Source organism: Rhodobacteraceae bacterium IMCC1335 (assembly GCA_039640495.1).
Classification (GTDB): domain Bacteria; phylum Pseudomonadota; class Alphaproteobacteria; order Rhodobacterales; family Rhodobacteraceae; genus Thalassovivens.
Map to the genome: position 1 here is coordinate 1,796,580 of CP046864.1, position 24,142 is coordinate 1,820,721.

Consider the following 24,142-nt stretch of genomic DNA (forward strand, 5'->3'; position numbering starts at 1 on the left):
ATGCTGCAGTGCCTCCGGGCTTGACGGCGCGAAAGGTTTAATTTCATTCGGGCGGTTATCGGGTTCACAGCAGAGGCTGGGCGTGTTTATCTGTTGCAGACGATTGGGGTCGGGGCGCTGTAAGCGATTGCTAGGCCTAGGCGTTGCTGCGCTTTTCTCGTGCTTTCGCCTCTTCCCAAAACGCGTCCATTTCGGTCAGGCTGCTGCTTTGTGGCGTCTTTCCCAATTTGTTTAGCTCATTTTCAATATGCCTGAAACGGCGGGTGAATTTCGCGTTTGCTTGGCGCAGCGCGTCTTCGGGATCAATATTTAAATGTCGCCCTAAATTTACCATTACGAATAATAAATCGCCATATTCTTCCGCCATATGGGCCTGATCTGACGTGCTCTGTGCCTCAACCAACTCGGCCGCTTCTTCTTTGATTTTTTCCAAAACATGCCCAATTTCGGGCCAATCAAACCCCACCAGCGCGGCGCGTTTTTGCAATTTAACCGCCCGCATTAATGCGGGCAACGCCAAGGCCACATCGTCTAAAGCGCCTGATTTGGATTTGCTGACCCGCTCGGCCGCCTTCAGCTTCTCCCAATCTTGCGTTTGTTCTACACTCGATTTCTCGCGGCTTTCATCACCGAACACATGCGGGTGCCTGCGCAGCATTTTATCGCTGATCCCATTGGCAATGTCATCAAAGTTAAATAGGTTTTTTTCTTCAGCGATTTGCGCGTGATAGACCGCCTGGAGCAATAAATCGCCCAACTCATCTCGCAAGTCATCCCAATCTTTGCGGGCAATTGCATCCGCCACTTCATAGGCTTCTTCCACCGTGTAGGGCGCGATGCTTTCAAAGCTTTGCTCAATATCCCACGGGCATCCGGTTTCTGGATTGCGCAGCGCGCGCATGATTTCCAAAAGCCGCGGCATACCGCCTTTGGGATCAGAAATAATATTTTTATCAAAGCCCATTGCGTGCCTTTCATTCTTGCTATCTGATGTTGTTTAAACCCTGCCTTAAAGGAGATAACAAGATGCCGGTGATTAACCGTATTGCCGCCTTTGCTGATGATATGAAAGGCTGGAGGCGGCATTTACACCAAATGCCCGAATTGGGGCTTGAATGCCATAAAACTGCGGCATTTGTCGCCGATAAGCTTAGCGCGTTTGGAATTTCTGAAATTCATCAAGGCATTGCAAAAACTGGGATCGTTGCGATTATCGAAGGGCAGGCTCCTGGTCCAACAATTGGCTTGCGTGCTGACATGGATGCATTGCCTCTCAGTGAAGAAACAGGCGTTGACTGGGGCTCAAAAGAGCCCGGAAAAATGCACGCTTGCGGGCATGATGGGCATACAACCATGTTGCTCGGAGCAGCAAAATACCTCGCGGAAACGCGCAATTTCAAAGGCCGGGTGGCGTTGATTTTTCAACCCGATGAAGAGCAAAATGGCGGCGCCGAAATTATGGTGAATGAAGGTATTTTGGATCGGTTTGAAATTGATCAGGTTTATGGGATCCACAATGCGCCGGGGCATCCTTTGGGCAGTTTTTATACGATGCCGGGCCCGATTATGGCAGGGGCTGATAATTTTGATATTCATATCACAGGTCAGGGTGGGCATGGGGCTTATCCTCAAGATACCAAAGACCCCGTGATTGCGGCAGTAGGGATTGCTCAAGCTTTGCAAATGATTGTCAGCCGAAATGCGCGGGCGTTTGACCAGCTTGTGGTTTCGGTCACCCAAATTCACAGCGGCACCGTTGGAAATATTATACCGCAAACTGCCTTTTTAAACGGCACGGTTCGAACGTTTGACCCTGAGGTTCAAAATATGGTCAAGAGCCGTATGGCCGAGATTGTTGCGGGGCAGGCGGCTAGCTATGGCGTTGACGCGCGCCTTGTCTATGAAGAAGGCTATCCCCCCACAGTTAACGATCCAGAAAAGGCTGCATTCGCGGCCAATGTGGCGCGCCAAGTCGCGGCTGATGGGAATGTTTTAGAAAATGCAGGGCAGGAAATGGGCGCAGAAGATTTTAGCTATATGCTTCAAAAGCGCCCGGGTGCTTATCTGTTTCTTGGGATCGGAGAGGCCGCTGGCTTGCACAGCCCAAATTATGATTTCAACGATGACGCTGCGCCTTATGGCGCGTCGTTCTTTGCGCGTTTGGTGGAAAATGCCCAACCTTTAGGGTAATCTTACCACCCGTTCATGATTCACAAAAAGGAACTTTATTATGGCGCTAAGCGAGTCAAAAACTCAAATAGACCACGCGTTTACCCGCCACGACGATAAAGGGCTTAGTTTTGAGAACGCGTTTGGCGGTGCCACGTCATTTTTACGGCGTCGGTATACAAAAGATCTAAGCGGGGTTGATCTGGCGGTTACCGGAATTCCTTTTGATCAGGCCGTCACCAATCGCCCTGGCGCGCGGTTTGGCCCACGCGCCATTCGAGAGGCCAGCAGCTTGCAGCCCTTTGACCCGCCCTACGGGTGGGACTTTGATCCAATGAGCTTGTTTAACATCGTAGACTATGGCGATTTGGCATTTGATTATGCCGATGTGGCGGCGTTTCCGAAACGTTTAAAGCAGCATATTGAAACGATCTTGAAAGCGGATGTGGCCAGTATTGCTTTGGGCGGCGATCATTATATCAGTTTTCCGATTTTGCAGGCTTACGCTGAAAAATACGGCCCGCTTTCCTTGCTACAATTTGATGCGCATTCTGATACATGGCCAGATGATCAAATAGATCGCATTGACCATGGCACTATGTTTTACAAAGCTGTGAAGCTTGGCTTGATTGATCCTGAGAGCTCGGTGCAAGTGGGCATTCGCACGCATAATGCCGATACGCTGGGCGTTCATATTATCGATGCGCGCGCGGTTGAAGAGATGGGCGCGGCAGCGGTTGCGCAAAAAATTAAAACAATTTTGGGAAATAAGCCTACCTATCTCAGTTTTGATATTGATTGCCTTGATCCTGCATTTGCCTCGGGAACTGGTACGCCGGTTTGGGGGGGGCTATCCTCGCGGCAGGCGGCCTCAATTCTGCGCGATATAGCGGGCATCAATATGGTGGGGGGCGATGTGGTGGAAGTGTCTCCGCAATATGATACCAGCGGCGCGACCGCGGTTGCCGGCGCACATATAGCTCTTGAATTGATTTGTATCTGGGCCGCAACGCGCGTTTGACTTTCCCTGCAGCCGTGATTTGCGAGGCAGAACAGCCCTTGACCTGCAGCAGGGAATATATCACATCTCAGCCATGGTACCTGTCGATAAATTACAATTGATCCAGCAGCGCTTTCAGTATCTGGAAGCCAAAATGAATGATGGCGTATCTGGGGATGAGATTGCCAAGCTAGGCCGCGAATATTCTGATTTAAAGCCCGTTATCGACAGTATTGAAGAATATTTTCAGACGCTTGAAGAAATTCAAGACGCCACGAATATGCTGGATGATCCAGATATGCGAAGTTTGGCAGAAGAGGAATTGCCGCGCTTAAAGGCGCGCTTGCCAAAACTTGAAAGTGAATTGCAGCTCGCTTTGTTGCCCAAAGATGCCGCAGATGCACGCCCTGCTATCATAGAAATCAGGCCCGGAACGGGGGGCGAAGAAGCCGCTTTATTTGCGGGTGATCTGTTGCGGATGTATCAACGATATTGCGATACGCGCGGGTGGAATTTTGAAATCATCGAAGAGCAACAAACGGAATTGGGCGGCATCAAAGAAGTTGTTGCGCATGTGAAGGGCGAAGCGGTATTTGCACGGCTCAAATATGAAAGTGGCGTGCATCGGGTGCAACGCGTGCCAGAAACGGAAAGCGGCGGGCGCATTCACACCTCGGCTGCCACCGTTGCGGTGCTTCCCGAGGCCGAAGATGTTGATATTCAAATTTCTTCGAATGATCTTCGCATTGATACGATGCGCAGTTCAGGGGCAGGGGGACAGCATGTCAACACCACCGATTCAGCCGTTCGGATCACGCATCTGCCGACAGGGCTGGTGGTTACCAGTTCTGAAAAATCGCAGCATCGCAATCGTGAAATCGCCATGCAGGTGTTGAAAACCCGCTTATATGATCTCGAGCGTCAGCGCGTGGATGGTGAGCGCTCGGCAGATCGTAAATCTCAAGTGGGATCAGGCGATCGCTCAGAGCGAATTCGTACATATAATTTTCCGCAGGGGCGGATGTCGGATCACCGGATCAATTTGACGTTATATAAACTTGATCAAGTGATGCAGGGCGACCTCGATGAAATGATTGATGCGCTTGTCGCGGATGCGCAGGCCAATTTGCTGGCCGAGCTAAACGCATGATTCTACGCGACTTGTTGGCGCTGGGTCAGCAAAAACTCAAACAAGCAGATATTGACACTGCCGGGCGGGATGCGCGCCTTTTGGCGGCTGCCGCAATGGATATAAACACGGCGCAAGTTACGCTGAAAGCCTTAGATCACGTATCAAAACAGCAACAAGATCATTTTGAAAGCATGATTGAGCAACGGCGCAGCTTTAAGCCTGTCTCGAGGATTTTGGGGAAACGGCAGTTTTGGAACCGTTGGTTTGAGATATCCCCCGATGTTCTGGATCCTCGAGACGATAGCGAGGTGCTTGTTAATTTGGCGCTGCAACAAAAAGCGGATCGCATTTTGGACCTTGGAACAGGCAGCGGAATCTTGGTGCTGACACTCTTATCTGAGTGGCCGGACGCGCTGGCCGTTGGCGCCGATATTTGTGAAAAAGCCCTTCTTATCGCGCAAAGGAACGCTGTGCAGCTTGAGATTTCCGATCGATTTCAAGCGCAAAAAAGCGATTGGTTTGAGGCTATAAGCGGGCAATTCGATCTTATCTTGTCCAATCCTCCTTATATTGGAGAGGATGAGATCCCCCATTTAGATCCCGATGTGCGGCTTTACGATCCAATGATTGCGCTCAGTCCAGGGCGTGATGCGTTGCAAGCTTATCAAAACATAGCACGCGATGCGATCGGTTATCTTAAACCAGGTGGGCGCTTATTGGTTGAAATTGGGTTTCGGCAAGGTGAGGCGGTGCGTGAGTTATTTGCGTCAAACGGGCTTAAGGAAATCGAAATAATCCAAGATCTGAATGGGCTAGATCGGGTTGTGTGCGCGATAAAGGCCAAATTTGTTTAAATTTTTAGCAAAAATTAAGAAAATTTGTGGATTTTTCGAATATTCCCTTGTCAGCAACCTAACGGTAAGGTTAAACATGCGCATTGAGAATGGAAACACTTGGTTTCCGTCGTATCATAGCCCGCATCGCTTTTGGCAACTGTCTCTGATAGAAAATCAACGCTGCATAACATTAAGAATGAATGAAGGCTGGAAAGCTACCTATGAGATCATCTAAACCCCGTTCGCGGTCTAAGCAAAATCGCAACCGTTCCGTTGGTAATGTCGTCAATCGCGTGTTCGAGAGCTCAGGACCAGAGGGCAAAGTGCGCGGAACGCCACAGCAAGTTATTGAAAAATATAATCAATTGGCGCGTGACGCCCAGTTAAGCAATGATCGGGTTGCGGCAGAAAACTTTCAACAACATGCCGAACATTATTTGCGCTTACTCAGCGAAGCGCAGCGCGAGCAAGATGCACGTCGCGAACAGCAAGAGCGTGAGAACCGTGAACGTCAGGCAGAACGCGATCGCGAACGTCAAGAGCGCCAAGAAGATGCCTCGCAAACCATGAGTGAGTCCAGTGGTTTCAGTACTGCGGCGCATGAAGAGGAACAACCCGAGGTTTCGAGCATGCCGATCATGGATGAAGATGCGGGTTTAGCACCACCTTTTCAACCTGAGCAGCCGAATGAGACACAAGCGCCAAAACCGGCGCGCAAACCCCGCGTTCCGCTCAAACCTCGGGCGCCCAAGTCCGCTCCGACTGAAAATGCATTGCCAGAAGTTGATTAAAACTTTTTGACGCAAAGATTGAATTAGGCTTGGGATGTGCTGTTACTGCCATAGGCGGCTTCTAGCTGTCGTGCCAAAGCGCAAAACTCTTCCAAAGAAACTTGTTCTGCGCGTTCCGTTGGGCTAAGCCCAGCTGCTTTTAAATGATCTTCAATTTCAGGGCTTAGCCCCTTTAAGGCAGAGCGTAGCATTTTGCGCCGTTGATTGAAGGCGGCCGCCACAAGGCTTTCTAAAGCCTTCTGATCGGCCTCGTAGCGGGGCGTTTGCAACGCCTCAAGATGAATAACTGCGCTGGACACTTTTGGGGGCGGGGTAAACGCATCGGGGGGCAGGTTGAGCACAATTTTTACCTCGCTGCGCCATTGAGCCAGAATGGCAAGCCGCCCATAGGCCTTGCTGCCGGGCTGGGCCACGATTCTTTGCGCGACCTCTTTTTGAAACATTAGGGTGAGGCTTTTCCAAAAAGGCGGCCAATTGGGAGGCGTAAGCCAGCGTATAAGCAGCTCGGTTCCAACATTGTAAGGAAGGTTGGAGATTATTCTGATCGGAGCGGTCAAGTATTTGGCTGGATCAAGGTGAAGCGCATCTTCATTGATCACTTGCAAGCGGCCCGGGAACGCTTTTTCAATTTCTTTCAGCGCTGGTAGGCAGCGATTGTCTTTTTCGATGGCTAATATCCTACGCGCACCCTCGCTTAATAAGCCGCGGGTCAGACCGCCTGGGCCAGGACCAATCTCCAAAACGTCACAAGCGCTTAAATCGCCGGCTTGTCGGGCAATTTTTGCGGTTAGGTTAAGGTCAAGTAGAAAATTCTGTCCGAGAGATTTTCGGGCGGTCAATTGATGGGCTGAGATTACCTCGCGCAATGGGGGTAAATTATCGATTGCACTCATCGTTTTTGCCCTAATTCTTCGGCCAAGCGCAAAGCTGCGACGCAAGAGCCTGGATTGGCGATGCCGCGGCCGGCAATATCCAAGGCCGTGCCATGATCAGGAGAGGTTCTTATGAAGGGAAGACCCAGTGTTAAATTCACGCCTTGATCAAAATCCAACGTTTTAATCGGAATGAGCGCTTGATCGTGATACATTGCAATCGCCGCATCATAATGCTGGCGCGCAGCCGCATGAAAAAGCGTATCGGCCGAATGTGGCCCGGTTAGGAGTGCCGGCTGACCATTCAGCCTTTCAAGAATGGGCGTTATTAGATCTAAATCTTCACGGCCAATTTTGCCCCCTTCACCGGCATGCGGGTTTAACCCCGCCACGGCAATCCGCGGCGTTTGAATTTTGAAATGATCTTTCAGACCTTGAGCGGTAATTTGAATTGTTTTGGTCAGTAAGGCTGGCGTCAGTTGTCGGCTAACTTCGGATAATGGAATATGTATCGTTGCGGGTACAACCCTTAAAGACGGGCTGACCAGCATCATTACAGCATCTTTGACATTTGCCAAATCGGCCAGAAATTCTGTATGGCCCGGATATTGAAACGCCGCGCCGTCTTGCAGATTTTTTTTATGTATTGGCGCGGTGCAAATGCCTGCCACTTGATGCGTATTTGCAAGCTGCACAGCTTGGTCGATCACGTTGATCACATCCTGTGCATTGCGTGGATCAAGCACCCCAGGAGTGGCCAAAGCGGTAAACCTATGCGGTAAAACAGGCAAGCCTGTTTGCATTGCCGCCGCGGCATCGCTGGGTTTGGATATTTCAACAAAGCGGGATCCAGTCGGCAAGTGGCGCGGGTCTCCAATCCAGAAAAATACCAGCTCATTCCTGAGTATATTCCAGGTCTTGACCGCGAGTTCTGGGCCAATGCCGGCTGGATCTCCACATGTCAGAACGATTGGCGTGCGGGTCATTTTTCGATGATACGCGCGTCTTGGCGCAGGTTTTCTAGATATCCGGCGGCGAAACTCTCTAACCGTTTATTGCGCAGGCCAGTTCGAATAGCATCGAGATTCTGCGATGTTTGAGAGGCCAGATCGGTTCGTGCGCATAGCATCACCAAAGTGCTCTTGCCGTCTTTGGAAAAGAAATATTTTTCATGTCGGTCAAGAAGGGTTAAGATTTCAGCCAACTCGGTTTGAATGTTTTTTACAGGCATGCTTTTGCGCGAAAACACGTGCGTGGGCGATCGTTCCGCTTCTGCATAAAGGTCATCGCAATGCACGATTTTTGCTTTAAGATGCTGCAATGTGTCGAGGTCGGATTGCTCAAATTCATAGGTTAGATAATCAATTGTACCAGAGGATGAGAATGCATATCCCGTTTCTTCTATCGCCCGAAGTTGAAACAGGGCCACGGCGTTGGGCACGCGCAAAGGCTCGGTGACCTCACCAGGCGCCAGGCCAAATATCAAGGGCTTCAAAACCGTTGGCAAGCTGTTTAAATCCTGCCACTTGACGCGGCCACCCATGTCACGCGAGGGGGCTGCAGAATATCGTTTTGCGGCTTTTGAAAAGGCATCAAACCCGGTCAGATTTTTAATAGCCTCTGCCGTTTGAAGCGTTTGCTGCTCTTGCCCTGGCAGAAGCGGTAAAATGATTTCAGACAATAAAACGCGCACGTTTGACCCATCGCCTGCGCTTTGAACCGCCCTTTGAAGTTGTTCATCTGTAACGCGGCTGCGCGCGCCAAACTTAGCTTGAACCACGTAGCGCCACAATAGAGAGGTTTTTATGAATTGCTCAAATGCGGTTCTATCGATACCCAGATTGGCCAATTCTTGTATAAACCGATCAGCATTCAAGTTGGCTCGCCCCGCAAATTCCTCAATCCCAGCTTGCAATTCTGCCTCTGTAATAACGATTGACAGCTCGGCTGCAGCCGACCGTTTGAGACTATCTTCGATAAGCTGCGTTCTCGCTAAAGATTTTGGGTTGCCGGGCACGTTCAAAACCTGAAGCAGCCGTGCCCTCTGGGTTATTTGATAATGCGTGATAATCTCTCCATTGACCACAATTGCCGGCGAAAACGGATTGTTTGCGGATACTTTTTGCGGCGTAAAACTTACAACCGCAAAAAAAGTGAGAATGATTAATAGCAGATTTTTCATATCTTAAATTCCACAATTGGGTCGGTTGGAAAGGCTTTTGCCGCCTGTGCTAAACCCTTTTAATCCGATCGTCATTTCAAATCTTGTTGATGGCGGAGATGAGCCGATATCTGTAAACCGACGATGCACCGCGAAATCAAAGCTGGCACATTCGTTATTATAGGAAAAATTGATGCCAGCAGTGGCGGCCCTTTGGGCCACAAGATCGTATCGCATTGTATTTGCAATCACCCAGTTTGAATTGGCTTTAAAGTTGGAAGACACGGTCCATTCCGACAGGTTTTGATCGGTATTATCATTAAACGCCTTGGGCATCATGACATATCCTGCGGCAAGCTCAAATCGTTTTGAACGCAGGCTGACCAAGCCCTCCGCATGTGATGAGCGACCATTTGGAGTTAGCAAGCTGCGCCCTAAAACCGACAACCCGCCTTGCGTTTCAATTTCGGCGCCGATCAAAAGGTCTGACGTTTGTGATTGCAATCCTGAGCTTCCTGAAAAATCAGGCTCGCTTTTTTCGCGATAGATTTGCCCAATAGCGGCAGAAAACTTGGCATTATCGTGGGTTTGCGACACAAATTTAAAACCTGTTGCCGCCCTTAAACCAACCTCGCGGCGGTCTGGTGCTGGAAAACGGGACAGTTCAAACAGATTTGCCTCATCAAATTCTGCATAGAGGCTTTCTTCATTTGGCAGCGAAAAATCTCTTTGTGAGGCATATTCAAATTGCATAACCGGCTCAATTATTATGCTCTGGTTTAATTTATTTTTGGCCAGTAAGGGCCAAGCCAGTGATATGGCGCCTGCACCTGAAAATGCGGATTGCGTCGTGCTGTAATTCGTGTCCTGGGCAATCATAAATAGATCGGTGAAAGCCTGGGCCTTAAATCCAATTTGGACACCATTTGAAAACCTGTAAAGATCCCCCCATTGCAAGGTGCCGTTCACACGGCTTAAATCTCGCCCGATTTCGTTAGTATTAGATTGACGGTGACTGCCATGGATATCTAAGCCAATCTTAACATTTCCACCAATAAATGGTTTTGCAAACCGATGCTCAAATTTGTTGGAGGCCACAAAAGAAGGGGCGGTACTATTGCCTCCGTAAAGAGAGGTATAATGGCGTATGCTCACGTCATTATACTGACGTCGGGTTGTTTGACTCAGCCGTAGGTTGGATTCTAGAAGGTCCCTCTCTACATATTCATAATCGCCTAAATAACTGAAATCGCTTACGGTTTCTATTTTGTATTTTAAAATATACTGCGATGGAAGTTCAGCGCTACCATTTGCAAACATGTATCCGCGCCATTTGTCTTGGGTTAACCCGTCATGAGAAACCGTGCCTGACGCTTGAAAATCGCCCGCGGCATAGGCTTGACGATAATCCACTTCGATTGTTTTGGTCACAGGCGACGCATAAGGTGTTAAGGTTACATCGCGGCTTTCGCCAATCGGTATGAAATAGGGCAATTTAAGGCCGTAACCAAGCCGCGTTGTTGTTTGACTTCGCGGAACAAGAAAGCCTTGCATGCGCTTCACGCCAGGATCTGGAAGGCGTAAATATGGTGTATAAAAGACCGGAAAATCAAAGATGTGCAATGTTGCATTTTCAAAGAAAACTTGCCGTTTCACGTTATCATGGCGCATCGTTTTCGCACGTATTTGCCAAAGGGGCGGGTTTTGATTGCAGCTGAAACAAGAGGTCGCCCGAACCTTGTTCAGTTGCATAAAGCGTGCTTGCGAGCGCTCAAGTGATTTTGCGTTAATGCGAAGCTGTTGCTTCAACACAAGTCTTGCAGCTTTGAAAAGGCCAGCCTTTAAATCGCCATCTATATTCGCCGTTTTGGCTTTTATTTCATTGCCATCAGTATCTAGAAACTGGATCGGCCCTGTTATTTCTAATTTATTAAGTTTCTTGTCATAGATAATTTGTTTGGCGGTCAATATCCTATCTTGATGCGAAACATAAACCGAGCCGCTAGCCACCAAACGCTGTTCTTGGTCAATAAACAACTGATCGGCGATCATTGTTGCCGGCCCGTTTGCTGCCAGACATTGACTTGCGAAAAGGAGGCTTAGGCTTAAAGCCTTAAGGACCATATGCCCCATCCGGTTTTTCACGCAGCGTCCTCCATCTGCAACATCAGACCAAAGGCAAGGGCAAGGGCTGCAATGGGCGGTGACCATGCCGCTAAAAAAATTGGTAATTGTCCATTTTCACCTAATATCTGAACAAAATTGCGAATAAAATGCAGCCCGAACCCTAGAAGTATGGCGCTTAAAATTGACAAGCCCGTTCCCCCAAGGCGAGCGGGGCGCATTGTAAAGGCGGCGGCTATCATCGTAAGAGCCATCAAAAATAACGGGCGCGCCAATTCCGACTGAAACCAAAGCTGATGTCTGCGGGCTGAAAACCCTGCAGCTTTTAATTGGGCGACAGTTTCCGGCAATTTCCACAAAGATACCGAACCCGGTTTGCCAAATCGATCGCGAATTTGATCTTGTGTGAGAGTGGATGGAAGTTCGAGCTTGTTTGAGAATTGCGCAGTTTCCTCTGGATTACTACCCGGCAAAAGCAACCAGGTTTTTGCCTCTTCGAGCTCCCATTTGCCAATTTTTAATGAGGCTGTTTTTGCCTCTATGCGCTTATTTAAGCCGCCATCTTTAGTGTAGTTTAACAGGGTAACATCATAAAGCTTTGTGCCGTCAAAATTAGTACGCTCGGCGTGTATGACGGTTTGTCCGGCGCTATCGCCCTGACGCAGCCATAGACCTTCGCTGCCGATAGAAAATACCGATCGACCTCCGCTGTCGAATTCTTCTCTCAAATCTAAATAATATTTTGACGTGGATGCCACGATTGGATTGAATAGCCCAATGATGATGAGCCCCAACAGGGCTGCTATTAAAATCGGTCCAGCGAGTGTTGTGAGGCTGGATTGGCCCGCGCCCCGGGCGATGATAAACTCGCTCGACTTGTTTAGATTTACAAATAGCAAAACGGCCGAAATGATCATGATTAATGGCAGGATTTGATATATTGATTTGGGGGTATTTAGGGCAGCCAGAAGAAGGACATTTCGAAAGGAAACGCTATCATCAAGCCAACGAATTTGATTTACCAGATCAATCAGCAACATGAACACAAAGAAAACCGCAAAGACTGCGGTAAAAGACTTTAAAAACCTACTCGAAAAATAATAGTGAAGCGTCATGAGGCAACCTGATCATTCAAATCTACGCCGCGTTTAAACGGTTTGGCTGCGAAGGCTAGCAAAGCATAACTCATCGCCCCTCCAACCAGCGTCGGCGCGTAAATAAGGGGCCAATAAGACGGGTTGCCACGCAGCATATCTCCTAATGCGCTTTCGGTAAGCTTGATTACAATCAGCAATAAAATCGCCAATAAAATTTGAGGGCCAGATCCAAATCGGCTAAAGCTTGCCAAAAGCAGGCTCGCGAAACCGATAAAGGCCGCTACGATGCATAAAAGTGCCTCTTGAATGCGATTGTGAACTTCTTTGTGTAAGCGCGCCAAAGGTGTATTGGTTTCTTGCAAAATTAGGGCTTGTTCATAAATCATCTCATAGCTCGAAACGGAACTCAAACCCCGTTTCAAAACCGTTTGGGTTCCGATAAGATTGCTCACATCATAGGATAAGTCTGAGAATAAAGTTGTCGAAAGCGCATTCGTATCCTGTTGGTATCTCTGCGCCAATCCGTTGACCATGACCAACATACTGCGTTCGTCCTCGCGCAATAAATAGGCCGTCTCCGCGCTGTATACTATATTCGTGCTCTTATTGCGGTGATCTGAAAGCAGCACATCCTTTAATTCACCGGTGGAGGTTATTTCGCGAATGTAGAAAGTTATGCCCGGGCTGGGATGTAAAAAAACACCTTCTCTCAATAGCCGCGCTGAAATACTGCCCGCAATTTCTTGCTCCCGTTGTTTCAAATAGGCATTGCTCACCGGAACGATAAAGTGGCTTAACACTGACATAAACAGTGCGACGATGAGCCCAAATGCCAAAACAGGCCGCATCAATCGCCAAGGGCTAAAACCAGTTGCCTGCACAACGGTTAATTCGCTTTCACTGTTGAGCCGATTGGCGACAAAAACCATCGACGCAAAGGCGGACATGGGCAATATCATCGCTATCACTTTTGGAATTGCCAGCAGCGAAAATTCCAAAAATACCTGTGCAGAGTGACCGCCTGATATCAAACGGTCAAACAGAATGACCGCCGTATTCACCCAATAAACCAGCACCAAGACCAATGAGAAAAATCCGAATACGACCAAAAATTGGAAAAACAGATAACGGTCAAAGCGTGACACTTAAATCCCCAGTGGCGTTCTACGTTCAAACATGGTTTACCTCAAAGTGATCGCGGGGAAAACTGTTAACTATCCAGATAGACCGGGAAAATGATTTTATCTTGTAAATTCTGAGGAGACCTTCATGCCGCCTTATGGAAATTTTAGTTTTGAAAACACTGCCTGGGATGAAGTCGCAGATTATCCCGATCATTTGGTCGTAACGGTAACGCGTCAAGGAGGCCTCTCGGCTATGGCGCGACGCGTCAACGCGATGTCAAAAGGGGCCATCAAGCGGGTTGTTGAACATAAAAGCTTTCAAGGCTGCAAGGCGGCCGATGTGATTACGATTTCCTATCCAAGCGGTTTAAAAGCAAGAGCGATCCAGCTTGTGATCTTAGAACGTGGAGAGAAACCAGAGATTGTTCGCGAAGCTGGCGTAACAGTGGCAAAACGTTTATCGGGGAAATCAGCCTTGATTTTACTGGGGGCTTTACGCCATTCTGAGCAATTTTGCTTAGGGCTTGCCCTGAGAAGTTATAAATTTCAAAATTATAAGTCAAAAGAGCAGGATGTGGGGCCTGATTATCGCGTCATGCATGATAAATTGAGTGATTTTCGCTCCGATTTTGAAACTGTGCTGTCGATTGTTGACGGGGTGTGCCTGACGCGTGATCTCGTCTCCATGCCCGCGAATATTTTAACAACCGAAACATTCGCCGAACATTTGCTTTCATTAACAGAGCATGGTTTGAAAGTTGAGGTTTTAAATGAGGATCGGCTCAAAGAGCTTGGAATGGGCGCACTTTTAAGCGTTGGACAGGGCTCAAAAAGTCCTTCGAAATTGGTGATTTTAGAGTGGCAAGGGGCGGAGGATGCCGCAGCGCCTTTGGCTTTGGCTGGCAAAGGTGTGGTGTTCGACACGGGCGGCATATCTATGAAACCCGCTGCTGGCATGGAAGAAATGACCATGGATATGGGGGGCGCTGGCGTGGTTGCGGGTACGATGTTAGCCCTGGCAAAGCGTAAGGCGAAGGCCAATGTGGTAGGCTTGGTTGGTTTGGTGGAAAACATGCCGTCCGGCGAGGCAATGCGCCCCGGTGATGTTGTGACCTCTCTCAAGGGTGACACGATTGAAGTGTTGAACACGGATGCCGAAGGCCGTTTGGTGCTATGTGACGTGATGTGGTACGCACAAGACCGCTTCAAGCCCTGCGCGATGATTGATCTTGCCACTTTGACCGGGGCGATCATCGTTGGTTTGGGCCATGAAAATGCCGGTGTTTTTTCCAACAATGATAAGTTTTGCTCAAGCTTGCTGGGGGCCGCAGCGCACGAACAAGAAGGCGCTTGGAGGATGCCGCTTTCGCCGGCCTATGATAAATTGTTGAAATCGCCCATAGCTGATATGAAGAATATAGGCGGGCGCGCTGCCGGATCGATCACCGCTGCGCAGTTTTTACAGCGCTTTGTAAAAGATGAATTGCCTTGGGCGCATATTGATATTGCCGGGGTGGCTAAGGTTAAGACTGACACCGCGCATTCTGGCGCTGGAGCAACCGGTTGGGGCGTTATGACGCTAAATCGTTTGGTGCAAGAGATGTTTGAGACTGGATAAATATGGGGGCTGTATATTTTTATCACCTCACGCAGAATCCTCTTGAAACGACGCTGCCGCTTTTGCTGCAAAAGGCTGTTGCGGCGGGTTGGCGCACAGAGGTGCGGGGCACCGATCCCGCCAGACTGGCATGGTTAGATGAAAGGCTTTGGGTGCAGCAACCCGATGGGTTTTTGCCACATGCGTTGGAAAGCGAAGCCGAGGCAAGCGAAAGCCCTATCGTGCTCAGCACCGAACCCGTTGATAATGTTCGCTGTAAAATGATTATAGATGGCGCCTTGGTCAGCGTAGCAGAGGTGCAGGCTTGCGAGCGCGTCTGTGTCTTATTTGATGGTCATAATCTGGATGCCACTCAGGCGGCCCGAGATCTTTGGAAAACTCTGACACAATCTGGCTGTTCCGCGCAATATTGGTCGGAAGAATCCGGAAAATGGACCAAAAAGGCAGAAGCTTAACGCCAGATTGAAATATGATCCTGGGTGATTTCTAAGCGCGAAAATTTGCTCAGATAGCTCATGCCCAATAATGAAACTGGCAACTCACCCGCATTGACATAAGCGGCGATGTTGCGATCCACATGCTTTTCCAGCGCAACCGTGGCCAAGCGAACGGGGGCCAATTTCACCTCTCCATTGGCTGTATTCGCGCGATCCCAAAACGCCAATTTGTCAAGATCAAACCCCAAGCTTTGCGCATCTTTTTGACTGAGAATAACGGTTGTGGCGCCGGTATCGATTAAAAAGGGGATCTCTGTGCCATTTACGTTTAAAGTTACATGGAAATGGCCATCCGCCTGTTTCGGAATAAGAATCGCGCCGTCTTGCAGCAGCAGTTTCGTGGCAGGTGCGCTGTTTTTGCGGATATCGTTCCAAAGCGCAGCTGCAAAAGCCACCCCCGCTATCACCAAGAGCCATACTGCCAATTGACGAAGCGTTTTCCAAAACCCTGTACGAGACATTAGGACCGACCCGATCAAAACGGCCGTAAGCAATGTTAAATATGTGAGATGGGCATAATCGATATTTGGCACGGCGCTACTTTTGAAAAATTTCACTCAACACAAGCGATAATCCCTCTAAGATAAACTGAACGGCCAGGGCGGCAAGCAGCATTCCCAGCAATCTGGTGACAACTTCGGTTCCGGTGTCGCCCAAGGCTTTTTCGATCATAGGCGCGGTTAAAAAGCTTAAAAACACCAAAATAATGACGGCCAGCATTACCAAGCTGAGCGTGATCGTTCCGGCAATATCGGGATGCGTTGAGGAGAGTAAAATCATCGTGGTAATTGCACCTGGCCCCGCGATTAAAGGAATGGCAAGGGGGAATACCGATGGATCATTTTCGGCCGGTTCAGCTTCGCTTTGCGCCGCGCGACGTTTGCGTCGCCCCGTGAACAACATATCAAGCGCCGTAAGAAACAACAGTATACCGCCTGAAATCCGAAACGCCGGCAGCGAAATGCCCAGAAAGGTTAACACCGACTCACCAAATAGGCAGAAAATCAACAGAATGACGGCGCCGATCACTGTTGCACGCAAGGCAATGGCCCGCCGCGCCGCGATGGTTTCGCCATTGGTCAAGCTGACAAATACCGGGGTTAACCCGATCGGGTCAATGATGACGAAGAGCGTTACGAAAGATGTGATAAAAAGCGTGGTGCTGAAATCAAACAAAATTTTATATCCTTTTAAACATGCATCATTGAAACCGGCTTTGCGATGGCTCTCTGTAAGCGCTGTAGATGCCGCAATTGCTTTTTGCAAAGGGCGATTGGCGTAAAATCGGCCAGCCTTTAAAACTAATGGTTTTCGGCTAATTCTAGTTTTTCTTGGGCCGCCAACCATAGCGCTTCGGCGCGTTCAAGTGCCTCCATGACTTCGGCGTATTTTTTATTCCAAGTGGCCAATTCACCAATCCGAGTATCGTCATAAAGCGCAGAATCGGCAAGTTTTATTGCCAATTTATCCCGCATTTCATTTAACTTTTCCAGCCGCGCCTCTGATTTGCGAACATCGCTGCGCAGCGAAAGTATTTTTTCGCGGCTTGCTGGTTTCGGGCGCTCGGCCTTGATTGCATTTTTTTTAGCGGGCTTGTCGACGCTGAGTAATTGTTTGCGATAGCTTTCTAGATCTTCTTCATAAGGCGTTACGCGGCCATTATTCACAAGCCATAACCGATCCGCCACCAATTCCAAAAGATGCATATCATGACTGACTAAAATTACAGCTCCAGAATAGGCGGTCAGGGCCTCAACCAATGCTTCGCGGCTTTCGATATCCAAGTGGTTGGTTGGCTCATCAAGGATCAAAAGATGTGGGGCGTCAATCGTCGCTAGTAATAAAGACAGCCGCGCCTTTTGCCCGCCGGATAATCGGCCAACAAGTATTTCTGCTTGTTCCGCGCCAATGCCAAAGCCACCCAATATAGCGCGCAGCTGCGCCGGTGTTTTGGAAGGGCGCAGACGTCGAACGTGATCAATCGGTGTTTCATCGACATAAAGTTCATCGACTTGATGCTGGGCGAAATAGCCGATCCGTAATTTTGAGGATTGCACCAGCTGCCCTAGCATAGGCTTTAAACGCCCTGAAATCAATTTTGCCAGCGTAGATTTTCCCTGACCGTTTTGGCCCAAAAGCGCAATGCGATCATCTTGATCAATACGCAGATCCAATCGAGATAAAACGGTGGTTTCGCCATATCCGGCGGTGCCGTTTTCAATCCTTAGGATCGGCGGTGACAGTTCTTCGGGCGTGGGAAAACTAAAGCGGCGCAACGCGGCTTCTTGCGGGCGCGTGATCGGCTCTAGCCGAGCGATGGCTTTTAGGCGTGATTGTGCCTGCCGGGCTTTATCAGCCTTATAACGAAACCGATCCACGTAGGATTGCAAATGTGCGCGGCGGGTTTCTTGTTTTTTGGCCTCAGATTCTGCGGCGGCCAAGCGCGCGGCTCGGGTTTTCGCAAATGTATCATATCCGCCGCCATAAAGTTGCAACTTTTTATCCTCTAAATGTAAAATCGTGCTGACTGATCGGTTTAATAGGCCGCGATCATGGCTTATGATTAAAACCGTATGAGGGTATTTGAGAAGATAGTTTTCAAGCCAAAGCGCGCCTTCCAAATCCAGATAATTTGTTGGCTCATCCAAAAGCAGCACATCAGGTTGCGAGAATAAAACCGCCGCCAAGGCCACGCGCATCCGCCAGCCCCCTGAAAAGGCACTGCACGGCATCTGTTGTTTTTTTGAATCAAAGCCCAGCCCGCGCAAAATACTGCTTGCGCGCGCCTCAGCTGACCATGCATCGATATCCGCCAGACGGGTTTGGATATCGCTGATCCGGGCCGCATCGGTGGCCCGCTCAGATTCTTTTAGCAAATTGGCCCGTTCAAGATCAGCGGCTAAAACCGTATCGAGCAGCGAAACCTCATTTCCGGGCACTTCTTGAGCGACGCCGCCAATTCTGGCTTGGCGGGGTAAAGTGATGCTGCCGCCCTCTAATCCCAATTCGCCGCGGATCAAACGAAACAACGTGGTTTTGCCCGTGCCATTTCGCCCCACAACGCCCACTTTATGCCCTGCCGGAATAATTGCCGTTGCGTTTTCGAGCAAAAGCCGGCCTTCCACAGAATAGCTGATATCGTTAATTTTCAACATGCGCGTGGCTTAGCAGGCAGCTTTATGAGACACCAGTTGCAAATCGCAAGATAAAAGCAAATCGAAAGCTTTTTTAAACGGGTCGCCTTTGTTGCGATGTTTTTCCAAAAGCGGCTTTTCAAAAGCGCGACGTCATGTTAGGGCGCTAGCGTTTTCATGGCGGTGGGCAAGGGGTCTGCTGCTTTGGCATAAAGGATAATCTAACATGGCTCTCGAGCGTACTTTCAGCATCATCAAACCCGATGCAACCCGTCGGAACTTAACCGGCAAAATCAATGCAAAATTTGAAGAGGCAGGTTTGCGCATCGTTGCGCAAAAACGCATTCATATGACAAAAGCCCAAGCTGGTGTGTTTTATGGCGTGCATGCGGAGCGCCCTTTTTATGACGAGCTTTGTGAATTCATGTCTTCTGAGCCCGTCATTGTGCAGGTTCTGGAAGGCGAGGGCGCAATTGCAAAAAATCGTGAAGTGATGGGCGCAACCAACCCAGCCGATGCCGCCGCCGGCACAATTCGCGCAGAATTTGCTGAATCTGTGGGTGAAAACTCAGTTCATGGCTCTGACGCACCAGAAACAGCTGCAGAAGAAATAGCGTATTTCTTTTCCGGTATCGAGCTGGTCGGCTAAACCACTCTAATGTTTATTGGGGTGGATGCTGCGCTTTTATGAGCAATACGCGTTTGTTCCCTTAAAAGGGCTGAATTCTTCAGCTCTTTTTTTTATGCAGGCCTATTTCGTTAATAATGCGTTCAAAATCTGCATCTTGTGCGCTTTGATTAAAGTGAGCTTTGCTTTTAATAAAATCAAAGCGCGTGCGAAGGGTTTGTTTTTCTTTTGCAGTGCAATCGTTCCTGGGGCGGTTTTGCAACCCCATGACCAAAGCGTAATAGCCTTTTAAATGCGGAGAAAACCCATTGCTTAAAAGCCGATGATAACTTTCATCTGCGCCCAGGGCGCGAATGATTTGGGCGTCATATATGCCAATAGCGTTGAAAGCGACTTCCATTTTCGGGCCCAAATTTCTGATAGAAGAAACTCTATCGTTCATTTTGAAGCGAGGGCGCTTGCAAAGTCGCACAAGTCTGTAAGCGCTTTGCTGAACATAGCGTCTTCAACGGTCATAGCAACGCGGATATGCCCTGCGGCGGCGGCGCCAAAGCTTTCTCCGGGCATAACCGCAATTTTGCGTTCTTCGAGCAGCGCATTTGCGAAAGTTTCGCCGTTAAGGCCTGTGCTGCGAATATCAAGCATAAGATACATGGTTCCTTGCGGCGGCGTGACGTTTATTTGCGGAAAATCTTTCAAAATCTCAAGCGCGAGTTTTCGACGGCGTTCAAATGGCGCTGCAACAGAGATACATGCGCTGGATCCCAACTTTAGTGCATATTCGGCGGCGTCTTGAATAAAGCCCACCACCCCGTAATTGCTAACAGTGGCCAGATCGCTGAGCTTGGCAATAATATCTTCCGGTCCGATCACCCAACCGATACGGCTGCCCGTCATCGCATGGCTTTTTGACATTGACCCCACGATCAGGCTGCGCTCTTTCATGCCGGGTAATGAGCGGGGCGTGATATGCTGCCCAGACCAAACTTGCGAGGAATAGACCTCATCAGAAATCAGCCATAAATCATGTTTCCGACAGGTATCCGCGATGATCTCAAGCGTTTCTTGGCCGTACACAACGCCCGTTGGATTGTTTGGAGAGTTGATAAGCAAGGATGCAGCGCCTTTTGCTGCCGCGTTTAAACTGGCCCAGATTGGTTGAAATCCGTCACTCGCCTTGGCGGCAATTGCAACGGGATTAAGGCTGAGCGCGCGCAGCATCCCTGGATAGGTGGTGTAATACGGATCTATATAAAGCGCTTTGTCATGAGGGTTGCAGGCCGCCAGATGCGCAGCGAATAAAGCGGCCTGAGCGCCCGGGGTGATCAGAACATTTTCGGCGCTTGTTGGCACTTGAGTTTGCGTTTGATGGTGGGCCGCTACGATCTTTCGCAACCCTTGCGTTCCGGGTACCGGTGCATATCCAGTATGCCCATCTTTTGCCGAGCGCTGCATGGCTTTTAAAATATCTGGCGCGGTTTTTATATCATGCTCACCAATCGTCAGCTCAATCACAGCGTGGCCTTGGGCAATCATTTCGCGGGCTTTCATAAAAACCCCCCATCCATCTGACAGGCCTTCGGGCACGATATTGCGAATACGTTGTGATGGCAGCACGGGCCAATTCCTTATCTTCATCTAAACTTCAAGTTTGAAGGGATTTTTAGGCCGCATCCCGCGGGTAAACTTCACATTAGGAACACTCTATGGGCACAAACCATGGCGTTATTCGCACAGAAATGTCAACCACTGCCAATTTTAGACTATTTCTGATGTTTCCAAGCACGCATGAAATTGCTAAGCCGCTTCGATAAAGAACCAATGGGCCGTAAACTCATGACAACGCTTTCACTGCATAATACTCTTGCTCGTGCCAAACAGCTTTTTGTGCCTTTGGACCCCAAAAATATACGGATCTATCTATGCGGGCCAACAGTCTATGATCGGGCACATTTGGGGAATGCGCGCAATGTAATCATGTTTGATGTGTTGTTCCGGGTTTTGCGCAAATTATATGGAGAGGCGCATGTCACCTATGTGCGCAACTTTACGGATATTGATGATAAAATTAATGCCAAAGCCTCTGAAACAGGACGCTCGATCGCAGAGATCACGCAAGAAACCACGGCTTGGTACCTGCAAGATATGGCCGATTTGGGCAACCTAGATCCGACGCATATGCCGCGCGCCACGGCTTATGTGCCACAGATGATCCAAATGATCGAAAATCTGATCAACGCAGAACACGCCTATGCCGCCGATGGTCACGTTTTATTTGCCGTTGACAGTTATGCAGATTATGGGCGGCTTTCGGGGCGCGCGATTGATGATATGCTTGCAGGAGCGCGCGTCGAAGTGGCGCCTTATAAGCGCAACCCGATGGATTTCGTGCTTTGGAAACCCTCGAGCGGGGATCAGCCCGGATGGCAAAGCCCTTGGGGATTTGGTCGGCCGGGGTGGCATATTGAATGTTCGGCCATGTCGCTTGATCTCTTGGGTGAAAGCTTTGATATCCATGGCGGCGGTAATGATTTAACCTTTCCCCACCATGAGAATGAAATTGCACAAAGCTGCTGCGCGCATCCAAAAAGCCAGTTCGCGCAGGTTTGGCTGCACAATGAAATGCTGCAGGTGGATGGTAAGAAAATGTCGAAATCCCTGGGCAATTTCTTTACGGTACGGGATTTGATTGAGCAGGGATTTGCCGGAGAGGTGATCCGCTTTGTGTTTCTTTCAACGCATTATAGCAAGCCCATGGACTGGACCAAAGATCGCGCGCAAGACGCCGAGAAAACGCTGCGTAAATGGCGCAAACTCACCGCGGGCGTTGCGGCGGCAAAGATTGTGCCCGCCTGCGTGTTGGATCCGCTTTGTGATGATCTTAACACGGCCGGCGCGATTGCGGGCTTGCACAGCTTGCTGGCGCAGGAAGATTTGTCTGGTTTGAAAGCAGGGGCTCAAATGTTGGGCCTTCTTGAGCCATCAATGGGCGCTTGGGCGCAAGCCGTTGATCTGTCACAATTTGAAACCTTGCTTGAGACAACGCGTGCCCAAGCAATGCAGGATAAAGACTTTGCAGAACTTGATCGGTTGAAATTAGCCCTGCAAAGCGCGGGGGTCGAAGTGCGGATGAGCAAAACGGGTATCGAACTCTTGGCGGGGCCGGGGTTTGACCCAAAGCGCTTAGATACGCTTTTGTAATGGCTTTCTATCCGCGTCACTTGGCTGTAGCTTAGGCGTAAAGCGTATTAAGATATGAAAATTCGAGGCATCGGCTTGGCGACTGAAAAACTATACATTTACGACACGACGCTGCGCGATGGGCAACAAACCCAAGGGGTTCAATTTTCCACTGAGGAAAAGGCCATGATTGCGCAGGCGCTTGACGATTTGGGGGTGGATTATATTGAAGGGGGATGGCCCGGCGCCAATCCAACCGATAATGCGTTTTTCGCCGCTTTGCCAAAGACAAAGGCCACCATAACGGCCTTTGGGATGACCAAACGGGCCGGTCGATCTGCTGAAAACGATGATGTTTTGGCGGCGGTCTTGAATGCCGGCACCTCAAGCGTCTGCTTGGTCGGCAAAACCCATGATTTTCATGTAGAGACGGCGCTGGGGATATCGCTTGCAGAAAATATAGATGCGATCCGGCTATCGATTGCCCATATTGTGGCGCAGGGGCGCGAAGCGATATTTGACGCCGAGCATTTTTTCGATGGCTATAAATCCAATCCGGCCTTCGCACTGGAAAGTCTAAAAGCGGCCTTAGGGGCGGGCGCACGCTGGCTTGTTCTATGTGATACAAATGGCGGCGCTTTGCCTCGGGAAATTTATGAAATAGTGTCTGAAGTGATTGCATCGGGGATACCTGGGAAAAATTTGGGTATTCACACGCATAATGACACCGAAAATGCGGTGGCGAACACTTTGATGGCTGTCGATGCGGGGGTGCGGCATATCCAAGGCACTTTAAATGGCTTAGGTGAGCGTTGCGGCAACGCAAATCTAACCTCCTTAATTCCCACGCTTACCCTAAAAGCGCCTTATGCAAGCCGCTTTAAAACCGGTGTGTCCCCTCATTCGTTAATAGGCCTTACCCGGCTTTCCGGTTTGCTGGATGATATTTTAAATCGTGTGCCCGCGCGCCAAGCTGCATATGTTGGTGGATCGGCTTTTGCCCATAAGGCCGGCTTGCATGCCAGTGCCATCCTGAAAGATCCCACCACTTATGAGCATATTGACCCAAGCGTTGTGGGCAATGCACGCCTCATTCCAATGTCCAATCAAGCTGGCCAGTCAAACCTGCGCAAACGTTTGAAAGAGGCAGGATTAACCGTTGCGAAAGACGACCCTGCCTTGGGGCGGATCCTCGAAGTGATCAAACAGCGCGAGGCCCTGGGCTATTCCTATGATACGGCCCAGGCCAGTTTTGAATTGCTCGCGCGAAAAGAGTTGGATCAATTGCCAAGGTTTTTTGAGGTAAAGCGCTACCGCGTTTCGGTTGAGCGTCGTAAAAACAAATATAATGAGATGGTAAGCCTGTCCGAAGCCGTGGTTGTGGTGAAGGTTGGAGATGAAAAGAAGCTTTCAGTAAGTGAATCTTTGGATGAGACCGGCTCGGACCGTGGGCCGGTAAATGCGCTTGCCAAAGCTTTGGCGAAAGATTTGGGCGATTATCAAAGCATGATTGATGATGTGCGGCTGGTTGATTTTAAAGTCAGAATTACTCAAGGGGGCACCGAAGCCGTGACGCGCGTTGTGATCGACAGCGAAGACAGCCAAGGGCGGCGTTGGGCCACGGTGGGCGTATCCGCCAATATTGTGGATGCAAGCTTTGAGGCGCTAATTGAAGCCTTTCAATGGAAATTGATCCGCGATACCGCGTTCGATCACGCAGGCGCATAAACTGGTGGCGGATGTTTTAAGCGATGATGTGATCGCCTGTGCGCGCCTATT

Annotated in this window: 22 protein-coding genes; 10 read left to right on the plus strand and 12 right to left on the minus strand. The window is 49.5% G+C overall.

Annotated features, from left to right (window positions below; genetic code table 11):
• Positions 1 to 136 precede the first annotated feature (136 nt).
• A complete protein-coding gene (gene mazG / locus GN241_08540; GenBank protein XAT57410.1) occupies positions 137 to 964 on the minus strand; it encodes a nucleoside triphosphate pyrophosphohydrolase in 828 nt (275 codons plus the stop codon).
• A 62-nt stretch (positions 965 to 1,026) separates the two neighbouring features.
• On the opposite strand from mazG, the gene GN241_08545 reads away from it, so the two are divergent.
• The 5 genes from GN241_08545 to GN241_08565 all read left to right on the plus strand — a co-directional run bounded on the left by GN241_08545 (position 1,027) and on the right by GN241_08565 (position 5,928).
• Positions 1,027 to 2,190, plus strand: coding sequence for an amidohydrolase (locus GN241_08545; GenBank protein ID XAT57411.1), 1,164 nt, complete (start codon positions 1,027 to 1,029; stop codon positions 2,188 to 2,190).
• Between the two features lie 40 nt (positions 2,191 to 2,230).
• The gene (gene speB / locus GN241_08550; GenBank protein XAT57412.1) at positions 2,231 to 3,190 is read left to right on the plus strand and encodes an agmatinase; all 960 of its coding nucleotides are present in this window, start codon (positions 2,231 to 2,233) and stop codon (positions 3,188 to 3,190) included.
• Positions 3,191 to 3,263: 73 nt separating this feature from the next.
• Positions 3,264 to 4,319, plus strand: coding sequence for a peptide chain release factor 1 (gene prfA / locus GN241_08555; GenBank protein ID XAT57413.1), 1,056 nt, complete (start codon positions 3,264 to 3,266; stop codon positions 4,317 to 4,319).
• Positions 4,316 to 5,155 carry a peptide chain release factor N(5)-glutamine methyltransferase gene (gene prmC / locus GN241_08560; GenBank protein ID XAT57414.1) on the plus strand — a complete coding sequence of 280 codons (840 nt, stop codon included), beginning with the start codon at positions 4,316 to 4,318 and terminating at the stop codon, positions 5,153 to 5,155. The genes prfA and prmC overlap by 4 nt, the downstream gene beginning before the upstream one ends.
• 203 nt (positions 5,156 to 5,358) lie before the next feature.
• The gene (locus tag GN241_08565; protein XAT57415.1) at positions 5,359 to 5,928 is read left to right on the plus strand and encodes a DUF4167 domain-containing protein; all 570 of its coding nucleotides are present in this window, start codon (positions 5,359 to 5,361) and stop codon (positions 5,926 to 5,928) included.
• Between the two features lie 23 nt (positions 5,929 to 5,951).
• On the opposite strand, the gene rsmA is transcribed toward GN241_08565, so the two are convergent.
• The 6 genes from rsmA to GN241_08595 are packed head-to-tail and all read right to left on the minus strand — an operon-like array spanning position 5,952 to position 13,306.
• Positions 5,952 to 6,821: a 16S rRNA (adenine(1518)-N(6)/adenine(1519)-N(6))-dimethyltransferase RsmA gene (gene rsmA / locus GN241_08570; protein XAT57416.1), complete on the minus strand. Its 870-nt coding sequence runs from the start codon at positions 6,819 to 6,821 to the stop codon at positions 5,952 to 5,954.
• Positions 6,818 to 7,786 carry a 4-hydroxythreonine-4-phosphate dehydrogenase PdxA gene (gene pdxA, locus GN241_08575; protein XAT57417.1) on the minus strand — a complete coding sequence of 323 codons (969 nt, stop codon included), beginning with the start codon at positions 7,784 to 7,786 and terminating at the stop codon, positions 6,818 to 6,820. Before pdxA ends, rsmA begins: the two co-directional genes overlap by 4 nt.
• Positions 7,783 to 8,982, minus strand: a complete 1,200-nt coding sequence (locus tag GN241_08580) for a peptidylprolyl isomerase (protein XAT57418.1) — start codon at positions 8,980 to 8,982, stop codon at positions 7,783 to 7,785. Before GN241_08580 ends, pdxA begins: the two co-directional genes overlap by 4 nt.
• A gap of 3 nt (positions 8,983 to 8,985) precedes the next feature.
• Positions 8,986 to 11,172 (minus strand): LPS assembly protein LptD, encoded by a 2,187-nt coding sequence (gene lptD / locus GN241_08585; GenBank protein XAT57419.1) that lies wholly within the window; start codon positions 11,170 to 11,172, stop codon positions 8,986 to 8,988.
• Positions 11,103 to 12,200, minus strand: a complete 1,098-nt coding sequence (gene lptG, locus GN241_08590; protein XAT57420.1) for an LPS export ABC transporter permease LptG — start codon at positions 12,198 to 12,200, stop codon at positions 11,103 to 11,105. The genes lptD and lptG overlap by 70 nt, the downstream gene beginning before the upstream one ends.
• The gene (locus GN241_08595) at positions 12,197 to 13,306 is read right to left on the minus strand and encodes an LptF/LptG family permease (protein XAT59230.1); all 1,110 of its coding nucleotides are present in this window, start codon (positions 13,304 to 13,306) and stop codon (positions 12,197 to 12,199) included. The genes lptG and GN241_08595 overlap by 4 nt, the downstream gene beginning before the upstream one ends.
• Positions 13,307 to 13,451: 145 nt before the next feature.
• Here GN241_08595 and GN241_08600 point away from each other — a divergent pair, with 145 nt between their 5' ends.
• The gene (locus GN241_08600) at positions 13,452 to 14,924 is read left to right on the plus strand and encodes a leucyl aminopeptidase (protein XAT57421.1); all 1,473 of its coding nucleotides are present in this window, start codon (positions 13,452 to 13,454) and stop codon (positions 14,922 to 14,924) included.
• A 2-nt stretch (positions 14,925 to 14,926) separates the two neighbouring features.
• The gene (locus GN241_08605) at positions 14,927 to 15,379 is read left to right on the plus strand and encodes a DNA polymerase III subunit chi (GenBank protein ID XAT57422.1); all 453 of its coding nucleotides are present in this window, start codon (positions 14,927 to 14,929) and stop codon (positions 15,377 to 15,379) included.
• Here GN241_08605 and GN241_08610 read toward each other — a convergent pair.
• Genes GN241_08610 through GN241_08620 form a run of 3 tightly spaced genes read right to left on the minus strand, consistent with a single transcriptional unit; the run spans position 15,376 to position 18,576 of the window.
• Complete coding sequence (locus tag GN241_08610; protein ID XAT57423.1) at positions 15,376 to 15,954, minus strand: TIGR02281 family clan AA aspartic protease; 579 nt, start codon at positions 15,952 to 15,954, stop codon at positions 15,376 to 15,378. The genes GN241_08605 and GN241_08610 overlap by 4 nt on opposite strands.
• 4 nt (positions 15,955 to 15,958) lie before the next feature.
• Positions 15,959 to 16,768, minus strand: coding sequence for an NAAT family transporter (locus GN241_08615; protein XAT57424.1), 810 nt, complete (start codon positions 16,766 to 16,768; stop codon positions 15,959 to 15,961).
• Positions 16,723 to 18,576, minus strand: a complete 1,854-nt coding sequence (locus GN241_08620) for an ATP-binding cassette domain-containing protein (protein ID XAT57425.1) — start codon at positions 18,574 to 18,576, stop codon at positions 16,723 to 16,725. Before GN241_08620 ends, GN241_08615 begins: the two co-directional genes overlap by 46 nt.
• 205 nt (positions 18,577 to 18,781) lie before the next feature.
• Between GN241_08620 and GN241_08625 the strand changes: the two genes are divergently transcribed.
• Entirely contained in the window at positions 18,782 to 19,204 is a 423-nt protein-coding gene (locus GN241_08625) for a nucleoside-diphosphate kinase (protein XAT57426.1), read from the plus strand.
• Between the two features lie 79 nt (positions 19,205 to 19,283).
• On the opposite strand, the gene GN241_08630 is transcribed toward GN241_08625, so the two are convergent.
• Positions 19,284 to 19,625 carry a competence protein TfoX gene (locus tag GN241_08630; GenBank protein XAT57427.1) on the minus strand — a complete coding sequence of 114 codons (342 nt, stop codon included), beginning with the start codon at positions 19,623 to 19,625 and terminating at the stop codon, positions 19,284 to 19,286.
• Positions 19,622 to 20,800: an aminotransferase class I/II-fold pyridoxal phosphate-dependent enzyme gene (locus tag GN241_08635; GenBank protein XAT57428.1), complete on the minus strand. Its 1,179-nt coding sequence runs from the start codon at positions 20,798 to 20,800 to the stop codon at positions 19,622 to 19,624. The genes GN241_08630 and GN241_08635 overlap by 4 nt, the downstream gene beginning before the upstream one ends.
• A gap of 204 nt (positions 20,801 to 21,004) precedes the next feature.
• On the opposite strand from GN241_08635, the gene GN241_08640 reads away from it, so the two are divergent.
• Positions 21,005 to 22,384, plus strand: a complete 1,380-nt coding sequence (locus GN241_08640; protein ID XAT57429.1) for a cysteine--tRNA ligase — start codon at positions 21,005 to 21,007, stop codon at positions 22,382 to 22,384.
• Between the two features lie 75 nt (positions 22,385 to 22,459).
• Complete coding sequence (locus GN241_08645) at positions 22,460 to 24,091, plus strand: citramalate synthase (GenBank protein XAT59231.1); 1,632 nt, start codon at positions 22,460 to 22,462, stop codon at positions 24,089 to 24,091.
• Positions 24,092 to 24,142: the final 51 nt, after the last annotated feature.

Excerpts from the sequence above, each read along its gene's own strand:
- mazG (XAT57410.1), bottom strand. The coding sequence starts at position 964 with ATGGGCTTTGATAAAAATATTATTTCTGATCCCAAAGGCGGTATGCCG.
- GN241_08545 (XAT57411.1), top strand. The coding sequence starts at position 1,027 with ATGCCGGTGATTAACCGTATTGCCGCCTTTGCTGATGATATGAAAGGC.
- speB (XAT57412.1), top strand. The coding sequence starts at position 2,231 with ATGGCGCTAAGCGAGTCAAAAACTCAAATAGACCACGCGTTTACCCGC.
- prfA (XAT57413.1), top strand. The coding sequence starts at position 3,264 with ATGGTACCTGTCGATAAATTACAATTGATCCAGCAGCGCTTTCAGTAT.
- prmC (XAT57414.1), top strand. The coding sequence starts at position 4,316 with ATGATTCTACGCGACTTGTTGGCGCTGGGTCAGCAAAAACTCAAACAA.
- GN241_08565 (XAT57415.1), top strand. The coding sequence starts at position 5,359 with ATGAGATCATCTAAACCCCGTTCGCGGTCTAAGCAAAATCGCAACCGT.
- rsmA (XAT57416.1), bottom strand. The coding sequence starts at position 6,821 with ATGAGTGCAATCGATAATTTACCCCCATTGCGCGAGGTAATCTCAGCC.
- pdxA (XAT57417.1), bottom strand. The coding sequence starts at position 7,786 with ATGACCCGCACGCCAATCGTTCTGACATGTGGAGATCCAGCCGGCATT.
- GN241_08580 (XAT57418.1), bottom strand. The coding sequence starts at position 8,982 with ATGAAAAATCTGCTATTAATCATTCTCACTTTTTTTGCGGTTGTAAGT.
- lptD (XAT57419.1), bottom strand. The coding sequence starts at position 11,172 with ATGGTCACCGCCCATTGCAGCCCTTGCCCTTGCCTTTGGTCTGATGTT.
- lptG (XAT57420.1), bottom strand. The coding sequence starts at position 12,200 with ATGACGCTTCACTATTATTTTTCGAGTAGGTTTTTAAAGTCTTTTACC.
- GN241_08600 (XAT57421.1), top strand. The coding sequence starts at position 13,452 with ATGCCGCCTTATGGAAATTTTAGTTTTGAAAACACTGCCTGGGATGAA.
- GN241_08605 (XAT57422.1), top strand. The coding sequence starts at position 14,927 with ATGGGGGCTGTATATTTTTATCACCTCACGCAGAATCCTCTTGAAACG.
- GN241_08615 (XAT57424.1), bottom strand. The coding sequence starts at position 16,768 with ATGGTTGGCGGCCCAAGAAAAACTAGAATTAGCCGAAAACCATTAGTT.
- GN241_08620 (XAT57425.1), bottom strand. The coding sequence starts at position 18,576 with ATGTTGAAAATTAACGATATCAGCTATTCTGTGGAAGGCCGGCTTTTG.
- GN241_08625 (XAT57426.1), top strand. The coding sequence starts at position 18,782 with ATGGCTCTCGAGCGTACTTTCAGCATCATCAAACCCGATGCAACCCGT.
- GN241_08630 (XAT57427.1), bottom strand. The coding sequence starts at position 19,625 with ATGAACGATAGAGTTTCTTCTATCAGAAATTTGGGCCCGAAAATGGAA.
- GN241_08640 (XAT57429.1), top strand. The coding sequence starts at position 21,005 with ATGGGCCGTAAACTCATGACAACGCTTTCACTGCATAATACTCTTGCT.